We start from the raw sequence: 25107 nt of genomic DNA on the forward strand, positions 1-25107 counted from the left end.
GTTTAAAATTTAGTTAACCGTGCGTATAGAAAGTTTTATTCTAATTCTTTGTTTATCTTTATCAATGCACGCTCTATTATATAATGATTAAAATCAATGCTGTCTTTCATAGCTTCGTATAGTTTAAAAGAACTTACTATAGATTTATGCATAGTTTCATCTTTAAACTCAAAACCTTCTGTAATAGTTTTAATAGTTTTCTGCATAGTAATACCCAAAAACTCATTAACTTTGCTTATATTAAGTATTTTTATGTCAAATTCATCAAGTTTTGAAATGAGCTTATCTACTTTTCTGTGTCTTGAAAGATCATCATTGATTGTGTAGCATAAATTAATTGCCTCTTCTGTGTATGGCTTTAATGATATTATTTCTTTATCTATTTTCATTAAACCGTTTTTTAAGCTCTCAAGTATTTTTATTTTATCTTCCATGTTTCTATCATTTTTATCCATTTGTATATTTATATTATCAAACTTATCAATGAGTTCTTGAAGAGTAATATTTTCCATAGCATTGATTATAACGCCCCCCTCTGTGGCATTATAGAACTTTATTTTACTATTATTTGTACATTGAGCCTCATACCAATTCCTATACATATCAAATCTAGAATCAGTAAATACACTCTCCCCATAAACATTTTTTTCTTCTCTTAAATTACCAGAAATAAGAACTTTATATATTCTGCTGTCATAAGAATCTAGCTTTCCTATTTCAGTAAAAAAATTCTCTTCATGGTAGCTTCCTTTTATATGCGTTTGATGATTAGGAAAAGATAGATCCAAACCAACCATTATTATAGGATTAGCACCAATTCTCACAGCAAAATCATAGGCAGCAGTAGAAACACTTCCACCCATAGTAATGTCGCCCCTTTTTCCTAAAGGCTTCATAAAGTATTTTGCTAATGGAAATATTGAATCTATAAAGTATATAGAACCATTAAATGATTCTATAGCCTCATGGTCAACTGATGACTCTGCTATAAGTACAGTGTCTTCAAAATGAATATTTCTGAAATATTTGGAGTTTTTCTTTTGAGGGTCAATGGTAATAACAAAATGAGGAGATATGCCATGCGATGATAAAGGCTTCATTGCCGTATCAACTGCTATTATAATGGCTTTATTTTTCATCTCTTTTAATTTTCTTATGTTTTTTTCAAGCGAAGGTCCGGCTGATACTATAACTGCTGGTATATTTTTGTATTTATCAAAAAATCTATTAACCCCATAATGAGTAGCAATTTCAACAGCATTAGAAGCTATATTATAAGCCCATAGTTTATCAAATCTTGAAATTGTATTTATATTTATAATTTTTTTATCAACTACAGATAATACCTTGCTTTGATAATGCATAGCCGCTTCAGTGAATAGTGAAGCATAAGACCTTGTAACAAAAAACTTAACTTTTTTGGTAGTAGTTATAGATATAAATTTTTCTATATCCTCATCATCATTTCCGCCTATAAAAAAAGTTATTTTACTATCTTCAAGTATTTTATCTAATCTAAAATTATCTATTAAAGTGCTGAAGAAGTTTATATCAGGTTCAATTACAGCAATAGCAACATTAAGTTTTTTTACGGCATTAATCAAATATCCCGCCCCAATTCCGAATATAAATACCAAATCCAAATCTTCATCATTTTCAATTTCTTTTATTAAAGTATTAGCTTCTTTTATAGGGTCATAAGCACTATGAAGAAGTATCTGTTTCCCATTTTTTATAACTTTAGCGGAAGGCTTTTGAGATTTTGTTTCTATTACCTCTAAAGTAATATCTGATTGTTTTGCATTATTAAGAATATTAATAAAGTCATAGGGGTATGCTTTGATATTTTTGTTTATAGCTTCTAAATTAATTTTTCTAATTTCATTCATAATATATTATAATTTTGTAATTAAATTTATATTTTATTTTTATCGGAGAATTTAATAAAATGATTTTTAAGATTTTCTCTCTATTATATAATTTGCTAATTCTATTAAAATATTTTTAGCTTCACTCTCTTTATAAGGTTTCAAATACTCAATAGCTTTTTCTGTTACTTTTTTAGCTTCTTCTTTAGCACCGTCAAGTCCGAACTGCTTAACATAAGTAAGTTTACCTTCTTTTTCATCTTTACCTACAGTTTTCCCCAAAGTTTCATTGTCGGAAATAACATCAAGTATATCGTCCTGTATCTGAAAAGCAAGCCCAACAGCTTCGCCATATTTTGTTATATTTTCTATATCATTATCATTTTCAGAAGATATCGCCCCAAGTCTTACAGCTCCTCTAATCATAGCACCTGTTTTTTTTGCATGAAGAACTTTAAGCATATCAAAATTAATTTCTTTCTCTTCATAATATAAATCTATAAACTGCCCCATAACCATTCCGTTAATTCCAGCTGCATAGCTTAATTCAAATAAAAGTTTTCTTAAAGTGCTGTCTTTAACATCTGCTTTAGAAAGTAATTGAAAAGCATGTGTTAAAAGCCCATCGCCTACAAGTATAGCATTAGCCTCACCATATTTAATATGAGTTGTAGGTTTGCCTCTTCTTAAATCATCATTGTCCATAGCAGGCAAATCATCATGAACCAAAGAATATGTATGTATAAGCTCTAATGCTACAGCAGGTATTACAGATTTTTTATAATCCCCTTCAAAAAGCTCGCATGCCAAACATGTTAGTATAGGTCTTAATCTTTTTCCGCCTGCATCAAGAGGATATTCAAGCATTTCTATAAAACTATTTTCTAATTCAATATCGCTTTTATCAAATATATTTTCAATAGTTTTGTTTATTTCTTTAAGTCTTATATTCATATATTCTTTAAGATTCATAGGCTTATCCTAGTTTTTAATAATTTCCTCCATTATAATGCAATAAGTAAAAATGTAAAGTTTATTATTAATAAATAAAGAGCCGCCATATATAAATATAAGCAGCTCTTTATTTAGAAGAAAAATTATATCTTAATTAAAAATAATATGATAATCCAGTTGCTCCATTAAATACCAATGAAGTTGCTCCCCAATTTTTCATACTATCAGCTATAGTTACACCGCCTGTTTGAATTTCAAAATACCATTCCAAACTTTTAACAGGTCTTATATAAAGCTCTCCGTAAACTACATAACCTAATGCCATAAAAGGCATTGTTCTTTCATCATTAGCTGCAGCAGAAGTATATATATGTTTAGCACCTATCATAGTGAATGATACTGCAGGTTCAAGATAGAAATATAGATTTTCATCAGCTGAAGTAGCAGTAAAACCAACAGGCATGGCAATACCAACTCTGTAAGGCTCTATAGCATAGAAAGAACCCGGTATTGAAGCTATATAACCTCCCTGCATACCAGAACCAGAATCAGGATCTCCATGTCCTCCGCTAGTACTGCCTGGACCTGATTGAGGCCAATAAGGTGTAAATCCTTTAGCAGTTATAGAAAAATTATCAAATACTTTTGAACTATCTATAGAAGAACCTTTAATTGTGCTTCCTAATGCCTGATCATACTGTATTCTAAATATAGGCTCTATTAAAACATCAGGTGTTTCTATTTTGAAATATAATCTGAATTGACCTCCAATAGATTGCTGTCTTATATATTGGCTATTATCCTTAACATTTTCTATATAGGCATTACCATAATTTATGTAAAATCTTAAATGACTTAATACTTGCATTTCTCTTGGAAAATAATATCTTCCTTCAATACCAGTAGATACAACATAACTTCCTCTTAAATCTGTAACCTCTGCTTTACTTTTTGATCCTACCCCTATAGAAATAGGAACATTTATTCTAAAAGCATCATTTAAAGCAGTAGCAGTTATTACAGGTGTATGCACCATATAGGAGTCATTTTTATATGTAAATTCATATCCTACCCCTATACCCCAATATCCAGCCTCATAACCAACAGCAGCTAATACAGATGGTACAAACGAAAGTATAGCATTAGTTTGCTGGGCATTATATGTATTATGCAATATGATATCTGATAAACTATTGGCAGAAGTTACACCTGCAGCAACCTTTATATTGCTCGGACCTGCAAGAACTCCGAATCTATCTGTTCTTACTCTTAATTGATTGCTATGTACCAAAAAATCAATAAATGTTTCAGAAGCATAGTATGCATGCAAACTAGAGAATGTAAATATTGTAATAATAGATGCTATAAATAATAATCGTTTTTTCATATACTTTCCTTTTTATAATTAATTTTGAGGCTGTTGGAATAAATAATCTGAATTATAGTCTACAAATTCTTTACCATCTGTTAGCCAATACAAATTGAATCTTCTAAATACTATATCATAATCATCACCACCTGCATCACCTGTTAATTCTGGAGGTCTAGTAGTCTGCCAAGCTTCTTCCGTTAATGTAGCTATGCTTCCATCAGGCAATACAGTTATTGTTGGGTATCCTGAATATAGATTTTCCCCTCCATTAACCAACTGTTTGGAATATGCATATTTTCCTGTAGCTGTTCCATTTCCGTCAGCAAATTCATTTTTTGTAAGTCTTACATAATGATTTTTTCTTGTAAAAAACCATTTCCCATCAGGTTTAGCATTGGCATTAACCATTAATATGTATTTATCTGTTTTTATTCTTTTACCATTATATTCATATCTGAAAAAATCAGCATTATTACCCGGATCATCTACCTCTGGATCTACTCCTTGATAAGTCCATGAAGCTCCTCCATCAGAAGATATGCTCCAAGCTCTTCCGCCTACTCTTGTTCCTTTTCTATGATTAAGCATAATTCTGCCGTCAGATAATTCTATCGCTTTAGTTTCATCGATATTATTATCAGGACTTGGAGTAACACTTCCAGATGGCTGCCAAATACTTCCGTCATTATCTGAAACTATAGCTGTTACAGATAGATTTCCAGATGTATTCCATTGAAAAAATGCAAACATTAATTTTTTGGCACCTGCATTTACACCATATCTTAATGTAACGCCTTGTCCGGAAGCTCCAAATCCTCTTTTGGCATTTGGAACCGTACTAGGTAAAAAACTATATACTTCATTCCAAGTTTTACCATCATCACGGCTTCTATATATTACTGTTTTACCTTTTGGGTTTTTATCCTGTATGCCCGGTTCTGCTATACATCCAAGTATAATATCTCCATTATGAGCATTTATCATGAATGCATCACCATAAGATTTACTTCTATCACCAGGATCATTCCCTGCTCCAGGACCAACAACTATAGGGGCAGACCAAGTTGTACCTAAATCTTCACTTCTTCTTAAAAGTAAATCTATCCTTGTTTTATCTTTACCCAAATCAGCAACATCATCATATCTTCTATCTGCTACAGCTAATATAGTACCTTTTTTTGTAACTAATAATGATGGTATTCTGAAATATTTAGAACTATAATCTCCTCTTGCAAATAAAGTTATACTATTTTCATTAGGATCATAATCCCTTTTTTGTTCTTCCTGACTTAGAGAACCTTCAGGTAAAATATAACTGTTTCCAACTGATTGTCCGCCTCCTGTACCTTTCTTAACACCTGTTCCTACAGATTGCGGAAAAAATACGCTGCTGCATGATACTACTATAAAAATAATAATTAGTACCAATACTGATGATAGTTTTTTCATGCTTTACTCCTTATAATTTTTTTAATAAGCATTAATAGTAAATGCTGGAATAATCTTGAAAAAAGTTTAAAAATAACATAGAATAAAGAAGTTATTTTATTATTAGAATAATTTATAATAGAATTACTACATATTATGAACTGAACTGAACTGAACTGAACTGAACTGAACTGAACACTTTAAGATGTTCGCGGGAACAATTAAGTAAAAACATATATAACCTCACTGCTTTATAAACCGCATAAATGTTCACGTGAACAATTAAATAAAAACATATAACATCTTATGATTTGTAAATCACATAAATGTTCACGCGAACAATTATAATTAAAGTATAGTCAAATTATTATAGGAATTCAAATTTATTCATCACTTTTTTATAAATTTTTTATTTTAAATAGAAATTATATAATTTGGAATATATATATGATTAACTTTGACATAAGTTTATATTTTAAGTATAATAAAACTGATAAATAAAATTCTTTTTGTAATAAGACTTCTACTATTATTATTTATTAATATAAAGGATAAAATCATGAAAATATTAGTTATAGGTTCAGGTGCCAGAGAGCATGCAATTTGCAATAATTTAAGGAAAAATGAAAGAGTATCAAAAATATATTGTGCTTTAGGAAATGCAGGAACTTTCAAAGAAAAAAAATGCGAAAACGTAAAAATTTCAACTATAGATGAAATTTTAAATTTTGCAAAAAAAGAAAATATTGATTTAACCATTGTAGGAAGCGAAGAGATGCTTGTATACGGGATAGTTGATAAATTTGAAGAAAACGGATTAAAAATATTCGGACCTAATAAATTTGCTGCTATACTTGAAGGCTCTAAAGCTTATGCCAAAAATTTTATGAAAAAGTACGGAGTAAAAACTGCAGAATATGAAACATTTAATGATTATAATAAAGCGAGCGAATATTTAAATAAATGCAGTTATCCTATAGTTATAAAGGCTAGCGGACTTGCTTTAGGTAAAGGTGTTTTGATATGTCAGGATAAAAAAGAGGCTCAAAATGCTTTAGAAGATATAATGGTAAAAAAAATATTTAAAGAAGCAGGAGATGAAGTTGTAATAGAAGAGTTTTTAGAAGGTGTTGAAGCCTCTATACTTTCAGTAACTGACAGCAATGTTATAATACCTTTCATATCTGCAAAGGATCATAAAAAAGTGGGTGATAATGACACTGGAAATAATACAGGAGGAATGGGAGTTATTGCTCCTAATCCCTACTACACAAAAGAAGCAGAAGCGTTATTTACAAAAGATATATTGGAACCTACACTTAAAGGAATAAAGGCAGAAAAAATGTCTTTTGCTGGAATAATATTTTTTGGGCTTATGATGACAAAAAAAGGAGTATATTTGCTTGAATATAATGTGAGAATGGGAGACCCTGAAACGCAGGCTGTACTTCAGCTTTTAGATACAGACTATTTATCTATTATAGAATCGGCTATGAAAAGAGATTTGGTAAATTTAAATATAAAATGGAAAAATAAACATGCATGCTGTGTGGTAATGGCATCAGGCGGATATCCTGCTAGTTATAATAAAGGCTACAAAATAGAAGGCATTGAAAATATAAAAGGACAGTGTTTTATCGCTGGTGCTAAAATAGATGAAAATAATAACATCATTACTGATGGAGGACGCGTTCTTAATGTTGTTAATATTGCTGACAGTTTAGAAGAGGCTAGAAAACTCACTTATGATGATATAGAAAAAATAGATTTTAAAGATAAATACTACAGAAAAGATATTGGTTTAATAAAATAAACATATTATAATTTTATGTATTAAAAGATATATCAGTATAATTTTATTTATTATTGCTAATATCTTTTAATACTTTATCTTTTATTTCTGCATCATTCATTTTTTCAGCACATTTTATACAATTATCATTAATATATTTAGAATAAGGCAAATGCTCATTAATGAATGCTATCTTTGCAAATTCCCATAATATATTAATTTTTTCATTATGTTCATTATCTCCCATATTAAGAATAATTTTTAAAGAACTGTCTATTATTGATATTCCAGCATTTATATTATAAAAGGCATTATTATTAGCTTTTCTTATATCATCTGCATTTGAAATAATAATATCTAAAGCTTCAGCATAATTTCTAAGAATAGTAAGATTTTCTATATAATTACTTAAATAAGAAATAAAATAAAAGAGATTTTTCTTCATTAGCACTGGATTTTGTTTGCTCTTCTCATAACTTTCTTTAGTGATGCAGTATAATTGTTTATTTGCTTCGAGTTCTCCTTCTTTATTTCCAACTTTAATTTCAAAATCTCTTAATCTTTCTAAATTTATTCTATCCCATTGTTTTATACTAGATTTCCATATATCTATCAATTCATAATATAAATCTTTAAATCCCAATTCTAAAGAATATTCTATCGCATAGTAAATATTTAAATTTTCTATATTCATTTCAAATCGCACATTATCATCATATCCTATAGAACAATCGCTGTTGGCATTTTTAGCTTTTTCAAATAATTCCTTATTATCTTTATTATATTGATTAAGCAAGAAGGTTAAAACCTCTAATGCTATTCCTATACCTTTATATTTTGAAGTTTTTCTATCTTTTATTTCTTCTTCAAATAGATAAATTATTATATTCTTTACAGCTTCTTTTTTTAATCCTTTTAAATTTTTATAATACAAAATAGAAAATGATAATCTTGCTCTTAATAGATAATTTTTATCCACATCATCTTCTGTATCACATGCATATTTTTTTATTAAACTCTCAAAATTATCTTTATTTTCATAAAAAGAGCTAACCATATTGTCAAAATCATTTTGATACATTTTCAAAGCATTTATTAATTTTTCCTGATATAATTCCATAAATAAAAACTCCTGATTCAATACTATATCAAAAAAACATAATTATGTCAAAATAATTATTTTATATACCCGCCAAAATGTTATTGGCATATAGAATTTCAATTAACGCACGGTAAACCAAACTTTGAATATAAAAAAAATTAGAATTAAAAATAATACAATATTTTAAATTTCACTCATCGTGCGTGTATATGCATTATAAATTTAAAAAAATCTAGGGTGGGAATTATAATTTCTATAAAAGCAAAAAATTAAATTAAAATTTTATTTTAGAAATAAATTAATAAAACTAATGGGTGGGAATTAGAATAAAATTCAAAAAAATTTTACTCACAAACCCCGCCCTTTAAAATTTTTAGTTTTATTCTTTAATATGTATTTAATTTATCCCATTGCTTAATTAGTAAAAGCACACCCGCCCAAGCGTTTATTAAATCTTTGGACTTGAACAGCACGCGGTAAGCATAAATTTAATTTATAATGAATTATGCAGTTATTAAGTGTCTATATTTTTATAACATGTTTAACGCGTGGTTTAAAAACTTTAATTTTATTATAGCTGCTGCAATTTTCTGATTTTAAATATTAAAAATTTTATTTTTACAGCGAGTCTATTATAGAAAACTGCAATAATTCGGAATGATAATATATATACCTATATAAAAATATTATAATATTACCTGAAGCATAATATCATAAATTATATGTGAATATATTAAATTGCAAAAATCGTATAATACATAAAATCATAGAATTATTTATTAATCTCTTGTTTTTTCTTCAAAAGATAATAATATTAAACGCATATAATTTTTCTTATGTTATTTTTATTTTTTGCCGATAAAGAATTATAGTAGTATTTTTTAAGGTAATGACGTATGAAATATAGAATATTATTACTTTTATTTATAATTATTAACTGTTCTAATATATTTGCTCAAAATGACAACTTTTTAGATACAATTATGTTAGATCAAGTAAAGAGAGTTTATCCTGACGATAATGTAGTTGCTCCATCCAGTTATGTTATCAGCATGAGCTTTGATTTAAATAGATATAGATTGAATGAACCTATAACTATGGAAATAAAAATATATGCTAAAAAAGGTACTGTAAGTTTCACAAACTCTATTAATCCTTTTAATAATTACAGTTTTACAGTGTATGATAATTATAATAATCCAGTTGTATCATCAGATAATTATACTCTTTGGAAATATAAAAATGAAAGAACTTTAGACTCCTCTAAAGACAGAGTTGTAACTCTTAATGAAGGGGAAAGCTATTCGTACTATGTGGATTTGAATAATTGGTTCTATTTTAATAAAACTGGAAGATACAGAATAGAGTGCAGCTTTAATCCTATGCCTGAAATAAGCGATAACTTTTCAATGAAAGCAGATACCGCCTATTTCTTTATAGATGAAGCTAGAGTATATCAGCAGAATAATTCTAATATACCTAATTATAATAATGTGATTACAACTAATCAAAATACAATGAAGGCTCTTTATCCTAATGATATTATATCTAATACTTTATTATCTATGAAAAATAAAGATTGGACTAATTATTTTACATATATGCACATGCCTTCTATTATAAGTATAAGCCAAAGATACTCTGAAATTTATAGAAATAATTACAGTAATACATATCTTGAAGATTTTACTGATACAGGAGTACGTCAAAAAGCTAGAAATCTAAGTTTTGAAGCATTTTTAAGAGATCAATTCTCTGATACTATAAGCCCTAATATGCTAAGAACTAATTTTGGTAATAATTTCTTGAATAACTTGGAAATGGCATACAAATCAAGCAATATAAGAGAATTAGCTATAAGATTTGATATTCTTTATAGAACTTCTTTGCCAGAAGATAGAAAATTATTATTTGATGAGTTCAAGAAATACTTAATTTCAGCTTATGACAGAAAGGTTAGAAATGAGTTTATAGCAGAACTTCAAAGAAATATTGTATCAACAAAAGACCCTAAATTAAGAGAGCATTATACTACGGTACTTAATATGATTAGAAATGAATATAATCCTGCTATAACATACACTCTTCTAAACTATAGTATTGATAAAGTTACAATAGTTGAAGAATACGGCTTGCCAAGAGCTGAAGTAGAAACTAGATTATATCATAGATATTTTAATGCTGATACAGGGGATGTTTATGATCCTGTAGTTAAAAGAATTTTTATTTTAAGACAGATGGGGCAATACTGGTATATAGTTAATTACTATGACAGCGTTGTAAACTAATCACATAAAATATACATAATAGTAATTTAAAGAAGTGAAAATAAAATATATTTTTTCACTTCTTTTATTTTTTTTTAATAATTATTTGATTTTTAAAAATATATTTATAAAATTTATATTATCATTATTATTTAATTTAATTATTTTAGAGGGTATAAAATGTTTGATAGGAAAAAAATAGCTTTAATGATGAAATTCATAGTTCCTTTTGCAATATTTCTAGTAGTAATGTATTTGTTTATATTCTTTATTTATAGAAATATTTATATAAACTCATTTATCAATAATAAAGCTTTTAAGGCTACAAGTATACATGATTTAATAGAATCAAAATTAAATAAAATTAATAATGTTATGGATATTTTAGATTCATATCTGCAAATACCTGATCTTCCATATAGCTATTTTGGAGATGCTATAACAAATATATCAAAATTGAGCGATGATTATTTAAATATATATTTTGGAGATACTGTACCATATCCTACAGGCGGTATATTTATAAATTCTTTAGAAGTATTTCCTCTAACTTATGATCAAACAACTAGAGGATGGTATAAAGCAGCTGTTTCAGATAGAAAAATACATATAACAGACCCTTATGTTGATTTTGCAACATCAAAAATATGTATTACATTTGCTAAAGCAGTTTATACAAACAATAGTAATTTAAAAGGGGTTGTCTCCATAGACTTTGCCAAAATGGATGATATTGTTCAAAATGTTATATACGATGAAAATATAAATTTAGTAACTTCAAACGGCATGTTTATAAACCATATAGATGCAAATAAAATTCTAAATGAAGACAGCAAAATATTTAGCGAACCTCTCTTTGTAGATATAAGAAATTATATAGAATCAGGAAATAACTATACAAATATATCAAAAAATAATTGGTATATGGTAAAAAATCTAACAACGGTACCATGGAGTATAGTATTAAGCGGAGATTTATCCGATATAAAAATACAGCTTAATACTCTTATGATAGTGTTATTTGTTGTTTTAGGAGTTATACTTATATTAGAGGCATCATTAGTTATCATAATAGTTAATCCTATATCCTCATCATTAGAACATGCTATAGAAAATATAAAACTAATGAATGATGGATATTTTAACAGCAGTTTCAATGAAAAAATGCTTTCTAAAAAAGACCAGACTGCAGATTTATATAAAAATATAAAAAGTATGCAGGATAACATAGGAAAAATAGTATACAATTTAAAAAATAATTTAAATAGCATAAATTCTTCTGTTGAAACTATAGCAAAAGGAAGCACCAACCTTTCTGACAGAACAATATCTCAAGCTTCCTCATTAGAAGAATTATCAGCATCAACAGAAAGTTTATCTACCTCTCTAAGTAATACAGCTCATAGTACAGAACATGCCAAAAATATGAGCTTGGATGTATCTAATTCAACATTAACAGGTGTAGAAGCTGTAAATATAATTTCAAAAAATATGTCTGAAATTTCTGAATCCAGTAAAAAAATATCAGAGATAACAAAACTTATACAATCTATAGCATTTCAAACAAATATATTGGCACTTAATGCCTCTGTAGAAGCAGCACGTGCTGGAGATCAAGGTAAAGGTTTTGCTGTTGTTGCGAGTGAAGTTCGTTCTTTAGCCCAAACAGTTAATGATGCCGCTAATAATATAACGGATATTGTTAATGGTACTATTGAAAAAATAGAACATGGTAATGAATCTGTTAAACATTCCACAGAAATTTTACAAAAAATTTCATCTTCAGCTCAGGAAGTAGTAAATGTATTAACAGAAATAAGTGTTACAGCTGTTAATGAACAAAACAGCATAATACAAATAAATGAAGCTATAATATCGTTAAACAGTATAACCCAGGAAAACTCTTCTATAGCTCAAAATAGTGCTGATTCAAGCAATGAGGTAAAAGAAATGACTGAAAATATAGTTAATGATATTAATTACTTTAAATTTGATAATAAATGAAAAAATTTATTATTGCATACCTATTGCAAAAATAGTAAATTTGTAATATAATATATTTTCATGTATTATATATTGTATAATTTTATTTTAATGGAGAAGTAAAAAATGAAAAAAAATATACATCCTCAATATTTTGAAACAGATGTAAACTGTGCCTGCGGTGCTAATTTTAAAATTCATTCAGTACAAAAAAGTCTGCACGTTGATATCTGCCACAATTGTCATCCATTCTTTACTGGAAAACAAAAAATACTTGATACTGCTGGAAGAGTTGATAAATTTAAAAAACGTTACGGCTTGAAAAAGTAATTTTTAAGTCTATAAGGTTATATAGAAATAGCTTTATAGACTTAAATATTCCACATTCTATAAAATCTTTTAACATATCTATATATTTATAATTAGTAAAAAATAATTTCAATCTAAATGAATATTTTATCTCAATAGGAGTATTTATGAAATTTATTATAGAAAATAAAGTATTTGAAACATTAAATAATCTTTGTGTAGCTGTAATAATAGCTAGAGGAATAAATAATACAAAGAAAATAGATGATATTTCTATGATGCTTAAAGAAAATATAGAAAATGTAGAAAAAGAGTTTGAGAATGTAAAGGTAAAAGAAAGCAATTATATAAAATGCTATAGGGATGCCTTTCAAAAACTTAATATCAATCCCAATAAATTCATGTGTTCTATAGAGGCACTTCTTACAAGAATATCAAAAAAGAAAGGTATGCCTGAAATAAACTCTGTCGTTGATTTAGTAAATGCTGTTTCCATTAAATATAAACTTCCTATGGGGGCACATGATTTAGATTCTATGAATGAAGATTTTTATATTAGATATTCTACTGATAATGATATATTTTTGCCTTTTGGTGAAACTGATACAGAAAATATGGAAAGTAATGAATTAGTATATGCCTCTTCCAATGATATAAGAACTAGAAGATGGATATGGAGGCAGAGTGAACATGGTAAAATTATTGAAAGCTCTAAAAATATAATATTTCCTATAGATGCCTTTGTAGGAATTAATGATGATAAGGCAATTAATGCTAGAGAAGAGTTAAGTAATTTACTTTCAAAATTCTTTAACTGCGAAATTATAACTGGTATGATAGATGCTAAAAATAATTATATAGAATTTTAAAAGACTTTACCAAATGTATAAAACATTAAGCAAAGTCTTATAAAAAATTATAGATTATTAAGTCTATTTAATACTTCTATATAAGCCTCTTCAATAGAGCCTAAATCTCTTCTAAATCTGTCTTTATCCAATTTTTTACCAGTTTCTTTATCCCAGAATCTGCATGTATCAGGAGTAATCTCATCAGCTAAAAGTATTTCGCCTTTTGAGTTTTTACCAAATTCCACTTTAAAATCAACTAAAGTGATGCCTATTTTATCTAAAGCATCTTTTAATAAATTATTAACCTTTGATGTTACTTCATAAATATATTTCAATTCATCATAAGTAGCAAGTTTTAAAGCAACCGCATGATGATCATTTATTAAAGGATCTCCATATTCATCATTCTTATAGCAGATTTCAAATATAGTATTAGGTGGAACTGTACCCTCTTCTATACCAAGTCTTTTAGCCATAGAACCTGCAATCAAATTTCTTACTATAACCTCTAAAGGAAATATTTTTACCTTCTGACAAAGCTGCTCTCTGTCATTCAATTTTTCTATGAAATGTGTTTTAATTCCATTTTTTTCAAGCATTTTAAAAAGCAATGAAGTAATTTCATTATTCATAACGCCTTTATCTTTAATAGAACCTTTTTTTTCACCATTGAAAGCTGTGGCATCATCCTTGTAATATACTATGATTTTGTCAGGGTCATCAGTAGCATAAACTTTTTTAGCCTTACCTTCATAAATCATTTCTTTTTTTTCTTTAGACATATTCAACTCCTATTATTGCAAAAGCTCACTTATAAATTAATATATTAAAATGTATTATATATCCTTTTTAATTATTTTACTATAAAAAAATACAAAATATTTAAATCTTTAAATATCAAAATCTATAGGTTTATCATTATCAGCTATAAAATCTTCTTTCATTTTTTTTCTGTATTCTATTAATTTATTTTTAATATTATCATATTTTAAAGCAAGCATCTCAACAGCAAGCATACCAGCATTATAAGAATTATTAATTCCAACAGTAGCAACTGTTATAGGTTTAGGCATTTGAACTATAGATAAAAGAGCGTCCATTCCGTCAAGATTACTTGCACTAATAGGAACGCCTATCACTGGAAGTATTGTTTTTGAAGCTATAACACCGGGTAAATGTGCGGCAAGACCTGCTCCTGCAATAATTACTTCAAAATTTTCTTCTTCTATTTCTTTAATAGTTTTTTCAAGATGTTCTGGAACTCTGTGAGCAGACAGAACAAAGGCTTTGTATTCAACTCCAAATTCTTTTAAGCAGGCAGCAGCACCTTTCATTTTATCAGTATCAGATCTGCTTCCAAATATTATAGCAGCTTTCATATTATTTTCTCCTAATAATAAATTTATGCTATATTATAAACAAAAATATATTATAGTGCAAATATATTGACTATTATTGAAAAATATTCATTTTAATAATTATAATCATAATTATTATACTAAATATTGGTGAAAATATAGATATAAATAATAATTTTTTGTTTAATTTGGATATGTTATCATCAGTATTTTTATTTATATCATCAATTTTTATATTAATATTATTATTAAGTTCTTCTATTTTAGCGTTTAATAAATTATCTGAATTAGAAAGATTATCCCTAAAAATATTTAATTCTTCTTTTAAGGAATTATTAACAGTATCAGTTTTTCTGTTAGCTTCTTCTGCTTTTGTATTAATATTATTATTAAGTTCTTCTATTTTAGCGTTTAATAAATTATCTGAATTAGAAAGATTATCCCTAAAAATATTTAATTCTTCTTTTAAGGAATTATTAACAGTATCAATTTTTCTGTTAGCTTCTTCTACTTTTGTATTAATATTATTATTAAGTTCTTTTATTTTAGCGTTTAATAAATTATTAAAATCATTTTTTAGATCAAGTATATTTTTTTCTATATCATTAAATTTTAAATTATTTTTATTGAAATTATCTTTAGTAGATTCTGAATGTTTATTAAAAGTATCCCAAAAATCTCCTGCTTTATCAATAACAATATCTTTCATTTCTCTTATCTTATCAGAATCATCTCTTACAGAATCTATATACGATAATTTACTTTGAAATTTTTTCATATTATTAAGTAGGTCTTCGATTTTCTGCAATAGTTTATCTTCCATTTATTATTCCCTATTTTATATTTTAAATTTATTTCAATGTATTAAAAAGATTATTAATAATTTTATCTCTATTGTCATAATATTTTCTTTTATTTTCTATTTCACTATAATCTAAATTCATATTATTATCTAATTCTTTTTTTATTGAATTTATAGAATCTAAATTATCATTTCTAACTCTTTCTATATTTCTATATATAAAATCTATTGTACTCTCTGTTATAAAATCCAAATCTCTATAATACTTATCCAAATATTCATTTATAACTTCATCTATATATCTATTCATACTTGAAGAACGTTCACTTGGATTATTCATGCCTAATATTGATATACATTTATAATCAGACAAAGATAATCTGCTGTCAACATTTAATGAAAAAGAATTACTAAAATTATCTATAAATTTATCAAAATTAAATCTTAAAGAATCTATATCTATATTTATTCCGTATGAACATATATCATCTTTTATAAATTTTTCTATACTATCAAAAGATTCCTCCACATTTGAAGTAAAAAGTTCTTCAATTACTGAAGTTTTATCTCTTAAATCTGCTTTCATATTATTAAGCATGATTTGTAAATTACGAAGCTCTGCCATAGTAGCATCATGCGGATCATAGGCAGTCATACTTTCTATATCTTTATTAGACTGGTCAGAAAGTTTTTTAGCAGCATTTTTTATAAATTTTATTACTTTATCAACTCTTTGAGGATAAGGAAACTTTGGTTCAGGAGGTATAACTTTTAACGCTTTAGATGCTATACTGCCTACATATTTTCCCACTGTACCTGCTGCAGTTGATATTGCGGTACCTGCACTAGCCAAAACACTTCCAGCAGTTGCCGCAGCACTTGAAGCAGCACTCAATATAGCACTGCCTAATCCTATCAATAATCCAAACATTTTGTTTCTCCTAATTTATATAATTTTATAAATATATTAACTAATTATTGTCTCTAAAAGATTATCTATAGATTTCTTTTTCTTGTTATAAACTCTTCTCTTTTTAGCTATATCTTTTTTTTTAGCTTCCATTTCTGTATCTATTTGCTGATTTATATTTTTTAATTCTTTTCTATGTTCTCTCATGGTTTTATTTACATCTTTCTTTATTTTTTTTAAGGTGATATCTGTTATTTCATCTATATTTTGACAAACTTTTTTTAAAGCTTCATCAGTAAGTTCCTTAATATATGCTTTAATCTTAGTATTTCTATACTTAGCCCTTTTCAATTTTAAAATATTAAAACATTTAGTATCAGATATATCTATATGTTTTAATACATCATTTGAAAAAGTCATTTGAAAATCATGCATTATTTTATTATATGTTTTTTCTATATCAGAAATATCAATTATATCATTATATTTTTTTATTTTTTTTAAAAAAGTTTCTAAATTTTTCTTAATATTTTTTGTAATTTTTATTTCAATTTTATTTAACTGCTTTAAACTAGTTTTCCTATTTCTTTCAAGAAAATTATTTAATGTCTTAGTAATTTTAAATTGTTGTTTACTACTAACTTTCTTTTTAGAAACTCTTTTTTTATTTCCAAAAGAATACCACATGATTGTATTAAGCCATTAAAGATTTGATGATTTTTTCTCTTCTTTCATATTCTTTTTTCTTCTTTTCTATTTCATCATCTCTTAATTTCATGTTTTCATTTAATTCTTTTTTAATATTATTTATACTTTCTTTATGATTCGATAAAGATCTATTAATATTTTCTTCTATGGCAGATATAGAATTTTTTGTTATATCATCTATACCTTTACAGAAATTATCCAAAGCATCGTCTATCAAACCATTTAAATAATTCTCCATTTTTTTTCTTTTTGTACTAGTATCCTCTATTTTCAAAATATCTTCACATTTACCATTAGATAAAGATATTTTATCTAATACAGTACTTGCAAAATTATTTCTAAAGTCATATATAGATTCATTAAATTTTATATCTATATCATTTATATTAATAATCTTAGAATCATTATTAGATTTTAGAATTTTTTTGTCTATTTCTTTTAATATTTTATTAAAAATATCTCTGGCATACTTAATAGTTGCTTCTTCCTTATCATGAAGTATTTTTCTATATTTGTCTCTTGTTTCATCAAGAAATTTATTCATCTCCATAGTCTGATTAATAGTTGCAGTTCTTGAATCATAAACTACATCAGGCATTTCCTCTGTTACTTCATATGAAGTTTCTCTTCCTTTACTTCTAGTACCAGAAAATATACCTACTACTGTATCTTTTACAGTTTCAACGACATCGCAAAATGTATCCCAAGCATCACTTAAAAAATCAAAAAATCCCATATTATATCTCCTTTATTTTTAATAATTATTAACTTCTTATAGCTCTCTTTAACTTTTCATTTTGTTCAAGCCATTTACTTTTTATATCTTCAAATGCTTTAGTTAAACCATTCATAGTTTCTTCTATTAATTCTATTTCTTTATTTTTAGCAAGTTTAAATGCCTCTTTCTCTTCAACATCCATATCAAGAGTTTTTCTGCTCTCTTCATTAGCTAAATTTAATTCATGAGCTTTATTATTAATATTTGTGATCATACTATTATATCTTCTCTCTAAATCCCCCATTGCTATTTCTATGCCTTTTGAAAGTATATCTCTAGTCATTAAAGAATGAACTTTATCTATATTGGTATATTCTTTGATTTTATCAGCATTTTCTAAAATAGAATTTGGATTCATCATACTTACATTTATTCCATAATTTTTGGCAAGCTTTAAGATAGCAAATAAAGCCTCCTCATTAGTATAATCAGAAGTTTTTTTCATATCCAATATATTAGAATGTATAAAAGAAGATATTCCTATTATATTTTTATTAAGTAAATTTTCATCTTTATAATAATCTTTTAAATAACTTTTCCAATTATCATGTAATTTTTTCCAGTCTTCCTGTGTCTTATTAAGCATGTCGATTTTTGTACCAAGAATTATTATTTTATACAAATCATCACCTGCATTTTCAAAAACTTTTGTGAGAGTTAAATAATCTTCATTAGTAAGCGAATTAGTAGAGTTTACACATACTATAACAACATTAGCTCTTTTTATGTAATCTCTTGTAATATTAGAACGATATTCTACAACATCATTAAGCCCCGGAGTATCTACTATTGTAACATTTTTTGGAACTCTTGTATTATTTAGTTCTACTATGAGTTCTTTTACAAAATAATGCTCTCTGCTTTGCTTAGAAGTATATTTTTTTACTTTTTCTTTTAATTCATTTATGTCGGAAACATTTATTACTTCATCACTTCGTCCTATATAACTGCTTTCTATTTCATTTGAACGTAAACTATCATATTCCTCTCTAAAAATTCTATTTTTACTTCTATTTTCTGATTCTTCAACACTTTTCCATAATTTATTCCATTCTTCTCTATTGTAGAATTTTACAACCAATCTATTTTGATCACTGTATTTGAATTTAGTTAAAGAAGCGGTTTCCGGAGTAACTTCAGTAGAAGCAATATAATCTTCAAAAAGAGCATTAATAAAAGTAGACTTCCCAGCTTTTATAGTACCTACAATGGCAATTTGAAGACCTGGATCATCAAGGAATTCTTTTTGATCTTTAATATCTCTTTTCTCAGCAGATAAATCTTCGCCTAATTCTTTTTCTACTTTATTAATAGCTTCTTCTATATCAGCTATTTTTCTTTTTTGTCTTTCAACTTCTTTATTTAAAGTATCTAATGTCATAGAATTCTCCAATATTAAAATTAATTTATTATGCTTATTATATTATAATATTATTATATATAAAAAACAAGGTTGTTTTGCATATTATTAATACATTCTATTTTAATTAAAAATTAGTGTGTAATTATTTAATTTACATTTTAAATATTATTTTTTTATAATATTGTCAATAGATTTAGTATCCCTGCTTCCGCATTTAGGACATTTTGGTTTAGACAAAATAGAAAATATCATATTTCCCAAAATAGGCTTTTTACTTTTACTAAAAATTTTTCCGCAAGAATTACACATATACATAAAAGGCGGATTAAAAGGCAGCATAATAAACTCCTGTACTATTTTTTATATACTAATATAATAACGTATATATGCGACAATTTTTGTCATAGTAATAAAAAAATATAGTAATAAAAAAATTTAGTTTATAAAATTATATTATTCTCTAATATAAATACCGTCAAAAGATACATTAATACCAGATAATTCATTAATGCCTTCTTCTGTTATATGCAAAGTATTTTCATCTTCTACAATTATGGTTAATGTATAATTTTCAGTTTCATATTTCATAATATTTTCATCTTCATAATAATAAACAGTATAATCTAATTCAGAAATATTGCCCCTGCTAGATACAGCAAGACCCTCTATATAAAATGATCTATAATCTTTTAATATAAGTTCTATTCTTGCCCCATCATTTCTGACAAAAACACCAACTAAATCTTCAGCAGGAACTGACATAATTGCTTTTTGACCAAAAGATAAATAACTAATTAAAAATAACAAACTAAATATTATAATAATTTTCTTCATAAGATAAACCCTAATATAATGAATATAAACATAATTATATATAATTATAATATATATAAAAAAACAATAGCCGTATATTAATAATATACAGCTATTGCTTAAAATTCATAATTTGTATTAAACTTTGAAGAAATGCATCAATTCAACAAGTTCTTTAGCCTGTCCCATTAAAGCTTCAGAAGATGCTGTAGCTTCCTCTACCAAAGAAGCATTCTGCTGAGTGGATTGATCCATCTGCGAAACAGCAATATTAACTTGGTCAACACCAGCCTGCTGTTCTACCGCCATAGCACTAATATCATGCATAATCTTAGAAGTATCTTCTATTTTTTGCTCAATATCCATGAATATTTCTTTGGATTTTCTAGCAGTTTCAGTAGCTATTCTAATTTTATCATTAGAGTCAGCAATAAGAGATGTAATATCTTTAACAGAAGACTGACTTGTTTGTGCTAAGTTTCTAACCTCGCTTGCAACAACAGCAAATCCCTTGCCTTGCTCTCCTGCACGTGCTGCCTCTACAGCTGCATTAAGTGCTAATATATTAGTTTGAAAAGCAATATTTTCTATTATTTTAATAATATCAGTTATTTTATTACTAGCTTCATATACAAGCTCTATATTATTTGTTGTAGCTTCTATTATGTCGCCAGCCTCTTGAACTGATTTTTCTGAATCCTGCATCATCTGATTTCCTCTTACAGAATTATCAGCAGATGATTTTATTGTTGAAGCTATTTGCTCCATAGATGAAGCTGTTTCTTCCAAATGAGAAGCCTGCATTTCTGTTCTGCTTGATAAATCAGTATTTCCTTGTGCTATTTCAGTAGCAGCCTCTGATATTTCTTTAGAACTCTCTAAAACTCTTGATATAATATCTCTTAAATGATATATCATATCATGGAAACTTTGAAGCAATGCTGCAAATTCGCTGTTTCCTTTAAGTTTGCTTTCATCTATTCTTACACTTAAATTACCATTAGATATTTCAGAAGCTAGATGAACGCATAATCTTAAATTCGTTCCTACAGTTCTTCCCAAAGAAGCTAAGAAAAGTACAACTGAAAAACCTACTATAAATAAACATATAAAGAACAATATAGTGTCTTTTTTAACCTCTCCAGCAGCTTTCTGCAAATTTAAAGCATTATCTGCATCAAGTCTGTCAAAAAACTGATTAATAGGAGTCATTATTTCAGCAACCTTTTGTTCATAAGCATCCCCATTAACAAGCTCTATGGCCTCTAACTGTCTTGCCTTATATTCATCTGGTATGCTGCCGTCTGCATTTCTATTAGGTATACTTTTTATAATATCCATAGCCTGAACTTCTAATTTTACCAATTCCTCTGATCTGCTTTTTGATAAGGTAAGATAATCAAACATATCCTTAGAAAAATTTAAATCTTTCATTACGTTTGAGTAAGATTTTGTTTCTCCGTCATAAGAAGGCTTTTTACCGCTTCCTAAATATATAGACCAATATATACCTCTATCATAATTTACAGGTGTAGGCTTAGTACCTCCTGATATCGCTATACAATCATTGTAGGCTTGCTCATATTTTGCATTACCTGTGGCAACAAAACTTCTAACAAATTGTGTTAAAAATGCTGAATTCTGCTGATATTGTCTTGCTATAGCAGATGATTTTATTGTATGCTGGTAAATACGGATATATTCTGTAATGCTTCTTACTATTCTAATCTGAAGATATATTAACAAAACTGTAACTACAAAAGTATAAATACCGAATATGATAAACCTAGTCCTTATTTTCATAATAAACATCTCCAATAAAATAGTTATTAATAATGATTTTCGGAATTATATAGTGCTAAATTTAATAGCATAAATAATTTTTAAATCTTATTTTAAATATAATAAAAATATTATTTTATGCATACAAAAAATAAAAAATACTTGAATATTATTTATAATAAAATAAAATATTTCACTATAAATAATAATTATGGAATATGAATATGAATAATAAAATAACGAAAATAAGAATAGGTTTTTCTAATTTAGTGATATTTAGAGATATATTAAAAACAAAAGTCATAAAAAAATTAATTAAATTTTTGGATATTTATGATGATAACAATAAAGTAATGATATTAGATCATTATTCAGATTTTTTGTACGAATTATTTAAATATAATAATACATTAGGAGATTATATATTAGAACAAATACTTATAGATAATAATATATACATAAATAAATATATAAAAAAACAAAACATTAATCAGTCATTGGAAAAAGCATTAAAAAGTGAGCTTGATTTCTTTGAATTAATTTCATCATTCGATTTTAATGCACTGTTTAATGAAGAATATTCTAGTAATATAGTTAAATTAGAAAATAATAATATAATTTTTTATACTATATATAAAAACCATATAAATAATATAGATAAAAAAGGATACGGCATATTCTATGGAAACAATATGTTTACACTTGATGACAAGAAAAATATTATACCAGCAAAGCATCAGGATATGCAGGATATTGAGCATTTATACGGCTATGAAAGAGAGAGAAACAAGGTTATAGCTAATACTAAAAGCCTATTAGAAGGTAAAAAAGCTAATAATGTACTTCTTTACGGCGATGCTGGAACAGGAAAAAGCAGTACTATAAAAGCAATAGCAAATATGTTTAAAGATGACGGATTAAGACTTATAGAGGTTAAAAAAAGTCAATTATCATTCATAACAGATATAATAGAAACATTAAGTTTAAGTCCTTTAAAATTTATAATATTTATAGATGATTTAACTTTCTCTTCTAATGATGATACATTTTCATATTTAAAAGCAGTGCTTGAAGGAGGGGTAAACTCTTTTCCAACAAATGTGGCAGTTTATGTTACTTCTAATTACAGACATTTAATAAAAGAAAATTTTAATGACAGACAAGGAGATGACATTCATATAGAAGATACCATCCAGCAAATAATGAGTTTAACTAATAGGTTTGGAATAATTATAACTTTCCAAAGACCAGATAAGGATTTATTTATTGATATAGTATTATCTTATGCTAAGGATAATAATATTCAGATGCATAAAGAAGATATTATAAAGCAGGCTGAAAGCTATGCTATAAGAAGTGCTGGAAGAAGTCCGAGAGTTGCAAGACAGTTTATAGAAACTTTGTTATAATATAAATACTATCCATAATAAATATTTTTATATATTATGGTATTTTAGGAAATTTATATATTGTATATCCGCCTATATTCGTTAACTCAATAGCGTTATTATCTATAAGATATTTCATTTCATTATTATTTCTATTATCGTCCCAATTTTCTCTGACAATATTATCTCTTATAACATATAAGATATCAGGGCTTGAAGAAATATTTAAATTTATATCTTTGAAATATATTTTAAAAATATCTTCAAATTGTTTATTAACTATTCCTGAAAAATTATCATATATATCTATTTTTTTACCTTTAGAGTCATTTTTTATAAAATTAGCAACATCGTATAATACTTTCTCGCTTCTAGGCTCCTGAAATAATTTTATATATCTATAAAATTCTAAAAAAACAGCAAAAGAGTTTAAAATAAAGAAAATCAATATTAATATCTTTACATTATTTTTCAAACTATTTTCATTAATTTTAAAGAATATTATAAAAGTTATAAAAGAAATTGAAAAAGCAGAATATAGATAATGGAATGTACCAGATTTTGACCTAAAAATAATAAAAGATAATATCGTTGCTGGTATAAATATTAAAAAAATAAAAAATATTTCTTTTAAAGTTTTATCTGTACTTTCTAATGATTTATTATTTTTTAGAAAAAATAATATAGAATAAAAAAACATAAATGCAGACAATAGTAAAGAAAAAAATAAAAATATCAAACTATAAATATAAATACCATCTTTAGTCCAAAAATATAATATAGAATTAAATCTAGTACCAATTAAACTAGACATTTCATTCGTAGGAAAAATAATCAATGCATATATTTGAGGAAATGGTATTTTATTTAAATTATCTCTTATATTTATAGCTAGATTTATATTATTAAATCCGCTTTGAAACTCGGATATCAAATACGGCAAATATAGTAAAAAAGATATAAAAACTCCTAAAGTCCAATATAATAAATAATTTTTTGTATTCTTAAAACGTATAATAAGATAAATTATAATAGTAGGAATCATAGAGAAAAAAACTACAAAATGCCCTTGAGCCATAATAGCAAGTATAGGAAATATAAAAATCGATGATGCTTTCTTTATTTTATCACTGCTGCTATCTATATATTCAAATAAAAGTATAAAAAATAAAAAACTAAATATCAAAGTAATATTAGGATTCCAAAAATCAGTAATAGACATAATAACATACGGATTGCATAATACTAATGCCGTCATTATAGAAGCTATAAAAATACC

The 25107-nt window shown here is 26.4% G+C and carries 22 protein-coding genes; 6 read left to right on the top strand and 16 right to left on the bottom strand.

Annotation, left to right across the window (positions count from 1 at the left end; translation table 11 throughout):
• Positions 1–35 precede the first annotated feature (35 nt).
• The 4 genes from Q0J69_RS00860 to Q0J69_RS00875 all read right to left on the bottom strand — a co-directional run bounded on the left by Q0J69_RS00860 (position 36) and on the right by Q0J69_RS00875 (position 5643).
• Complete coding sequence (locus Q0J69_RS00860; protein WP_297203406.1) at positions 36–1889, bottom strand: 6-hydroxymethylpterin diphosphokinase MptE-like protein; 1854 nt, start codon at positions 1887–1889, stop codon at positions 36–38.
• A gap of 66 nt (positions 1890–1955) precedes the next feature.
• Positions 1956–2840, bottom strand: coding sequence for a polyprenyl synthetase family protein (locus Q0J69_RS00865; protein WP_297203408.1), 885 nt, complete (start codon positions 2838–2840; stop codon positions 1956–1958).
• Positions 2841–2976: 136 nt separating this feature from the next.
• A complete protein-coding gene (locus Q0J69_RS00870; protein WP_297203410.1) occupies positions 2977–4209 on the bottom strand; it encodes a cell surface protein in 1233 nt (410 codons plus the stop codon).
• Positions 4210–4227: 18 nt separating this feature from the next.
• Positions 4228–5643, bottom strand: coding sequence for a sialidase family protein (locus tag Q0J69_RS00875; RefSeq protein WP_297203412.1), 1416 nt, complete (start codon positions 5641–5643; stop codon positions 4228–4230).
• 538 nt (positions 5644–6181) lie between these two features.
• Between Q0J69_RS00875 and purD the strand changes: the two genes are divergently transcribed.
• Positions 6182–7435: a phosphoribosylamine--glycine ligase gene (gene purD, locus Q0J69_RS00880; RefSeq protein ID WP_297203414.1), complete on the top strand. Its 1254-nt coding sequence runs from the start codon at positions 6182–6184 to the stop codon at positions 7433–7435.
• 43 nt (positions 7436–7478) lie between these two features.
• Here purD and Q0J69_RS00885 read toward each other — a convergent pair whose 3' ends face one another.
• Entirely contained in the window at positions 7479–8534 is a 1056-nt protein-coding gene (locus tag Q0J69_RS00885) for a hypothetical protein (RefSeq protein ID WP_297203416.1), read from the bottom strand.
• Positions 8535–9412: 878 nt separating this feature from the next.
• Here Q0J69_RS00885 and Q0J69_RS00890 point away from each other — a divergent pair.
• The 4 genes from Q0J69_RS00890 to Q0J69_RS00905 all read left to right on the top strand — a co-directional run bounded on the left by Q0J69_RS00890 (position 9413) and on the right by Q0J69_RS00905 (position 13944).
• Complete coding sequence (locus Q0J69_RS00890; protein WP_297203418.1) at positions 9413–10804, top strand: hypothetical protein; 1392 nt, start codon at positions 9413–9415, stop codon at positions 10802–10804.
• A gap of 159 nt (positions 10805–10963) precedes the next feature.
• Positions 10964–12787: a methyl-accepting chemotaxis protein gene (locus Q0J69_RS00895; protein WP_297203420.1), complete on the top strand. Its 1824-nt coding sequence runs from the start codon at positions 10964–10966 to the stop codon at positions 12785–12787.
• 105 nt (positions 12788–12892) lie between these two features.
• Positions 12893–13096 (top strand): 50S ribosomal protein L31, encoded by a 204-nt coding sequence (gene rpmE, locus Q0J69_RS00900; protein WP_295159577.1) that lies wholly within the window; start codon positions 12893–12895, stop codon positions 13094–13096.
• Between the two features lie 146 nt (positions 13097–13242).
• Entirely contained in the window at positions 13243–13944 is a 702-nt protein-coding gene (locus Q0J69_RS00905; RefSeq protein WP_297203423.1) for a phenylalanine--tRNA ligase beta subunit-related protein, read from the top strand.
• A 47-nt stretch (positions 13945–13991) separates the two neighbouring features.
• Here the strand turns inward: Q0J69_RS00905 and purC are convergent, their stop codons facing one another.
• The 10 genes from purC to Q0J69_RS00955 all read right to left on the bottom strand — a co-directional run bounded on the left by purC (position 13992) and on the right by Q0J69_RS00955 (position 22461).
• Positions 13992–14708 carry a phosphoribosylaminoimidazolesuccinocarboxamide synthase gene (gene purC, locus Q0J69_RS00910; protein WP_297203425.1) on the bottom strand — a complete coding sequence of 239 codons (717 nt, stop codon included), beginning with the start codon at positions 14706–14708 and terminating at the stop codon, positions 13992–13994.
• Positions 14709–14816: 108 nt separating this feature from the next.
• The gene (gene purE / locus Q0J69_RS00915) at positions 14817–15305 is read right to left on the bottom strand and encodes a 5-(carboxyamino)imidazole ribonucleotide mutase (protein WP_297203427.1); all 489 of its coding nucleotides are present in this window, start codon (positions 15303–15305) and stop codon (positions 14817–14819) included.
• A 73-nt stretch (positions 15306–15378) separates the two neighbouring features.
• Entirely contained in the window at positions 15379–16107 is a 729-nt protein-coding gene (locus Q0J69_RS00920) for a hypothetical protein (RefSeq protein WP_297203429.1), read from the bottom strand.
• Between the two features lie 28 nt (positions 16108–16135).
• On the bottom strand, positions 16136–17017 hold the full coding sequence (locus tag Q0J69_RS00925; RefSeq protein WP_297203431.1) for a hypothetical protein: 882 nt from the start codon (positions 17015–17017) through the stop codon (positions 16136–16138).
• Positions 17018–17053: 36 nt separating this feature from the next.
• Complete coding sequence (locus tag Q0J69_RS00930) at positions 17054–17683, bottom strand: hypothetical protein (RefSeq protein WP_297203433.1); 630 nt, start codon at positions 17681–17683, stop codon at positions 17054–17056.
• Positions 17684–17690: 7 nt separating this feature from the next.
• Positions 17691–18440, bottom strand: a complete 750-nt coding sequence (locus Q0J69_RS00935) for a hypothetical protein (RefSeq protein WP_297203435.1) — start codon at positions 18438–18440, stop codon at positions 17691–17693.
• Positions 18441–18468: 28 nt separating this feature from the next.
• Positions 18469–19863 (bottom strand): dynamin family protein, encoded by a 1395-nt coding sequence (locus Q0J69_RS00940; protein WP_297203437.1) that lies wholly within the window; start codon positions 19861–19863, stop codon positions 18469–18471.
• Between the two features lie 147 nt (positions 19864–20010).
• On the bottom strand, positions 20011–20184 hold the full coding sequence (locus tag Q0J69_RS00945) for a zinc ribbon domain-containing protein (protein WP_297203439.1): 174 nt from the start codon (positions 20182–20184) through the stop codon (positions 20011–20013).
• Positions 20185–20298: 114 nt separating this feature from the next.
• The gene (locus Q0J69_RS00950) at positions 20299–20679 is read right to left on the bottom strand and encodes a hypothetical protein (protein ID WP_297203441.1); all 381 of its coding nucleotides are present in this window, start codon (positions 20677–20679) and stop codon (positions 20299–20301) included.
• 117 nt (positions 20680–20796) lie between these two features.
• The gene (locus Q0J69_RS00955; protein ID WP_297203443.1) at positions 20797–22461 is read right to left on the bottom strand and encodes a methyl-accepting chemotaxis protein; all 1665 of its coding nucleotides are present in this window, start codon (positions 22459–22461) and stop codon (positions 20797–20799) included.
• A gap of 203 nt (positions 22462–22664) precedes the next feature.
• Between Q0J69_RS00955 and Q0J69_RS00960 the strand changes: the two genes are divergently transcribed.
• Positions 22665–23849, top strand: coding sequence for a DUF815 domain-containing protein (locus Q0J69_RS00960; RefSeq protein ID WP_297203445.1), 1185 nt, complete (start codon positions 22665–22667; stop codon positions 23847–23849).
• Positions 23850–23883: 34 nt separating this feature from the next.
• On the opposite strand, the gene Q0J69_RS00965 is transcribed toward Q0J69_RS00960, so the two are convergent.
• Complete coding sequence (locus Q0J69_RS00965; protein WP_297203447.1) at positions 23884–25050, bottom strand: hypothetical protein; 1167 nt, start codon at positions 25048–25050, stop codon at positions 23884–23886.
• Positions 25051–25107 lie beyond the last annotated feature (57 nt).

The organism is uncultured Brachyspira sp. (genome assembly GCF_944388875.1).
In the GTDB taxonomy this organism is placed as follows: Bacteria; Spirochaetota; Brachyspiria; order Brachyspirales; family Brachyspiraceae; genus Brachyspira.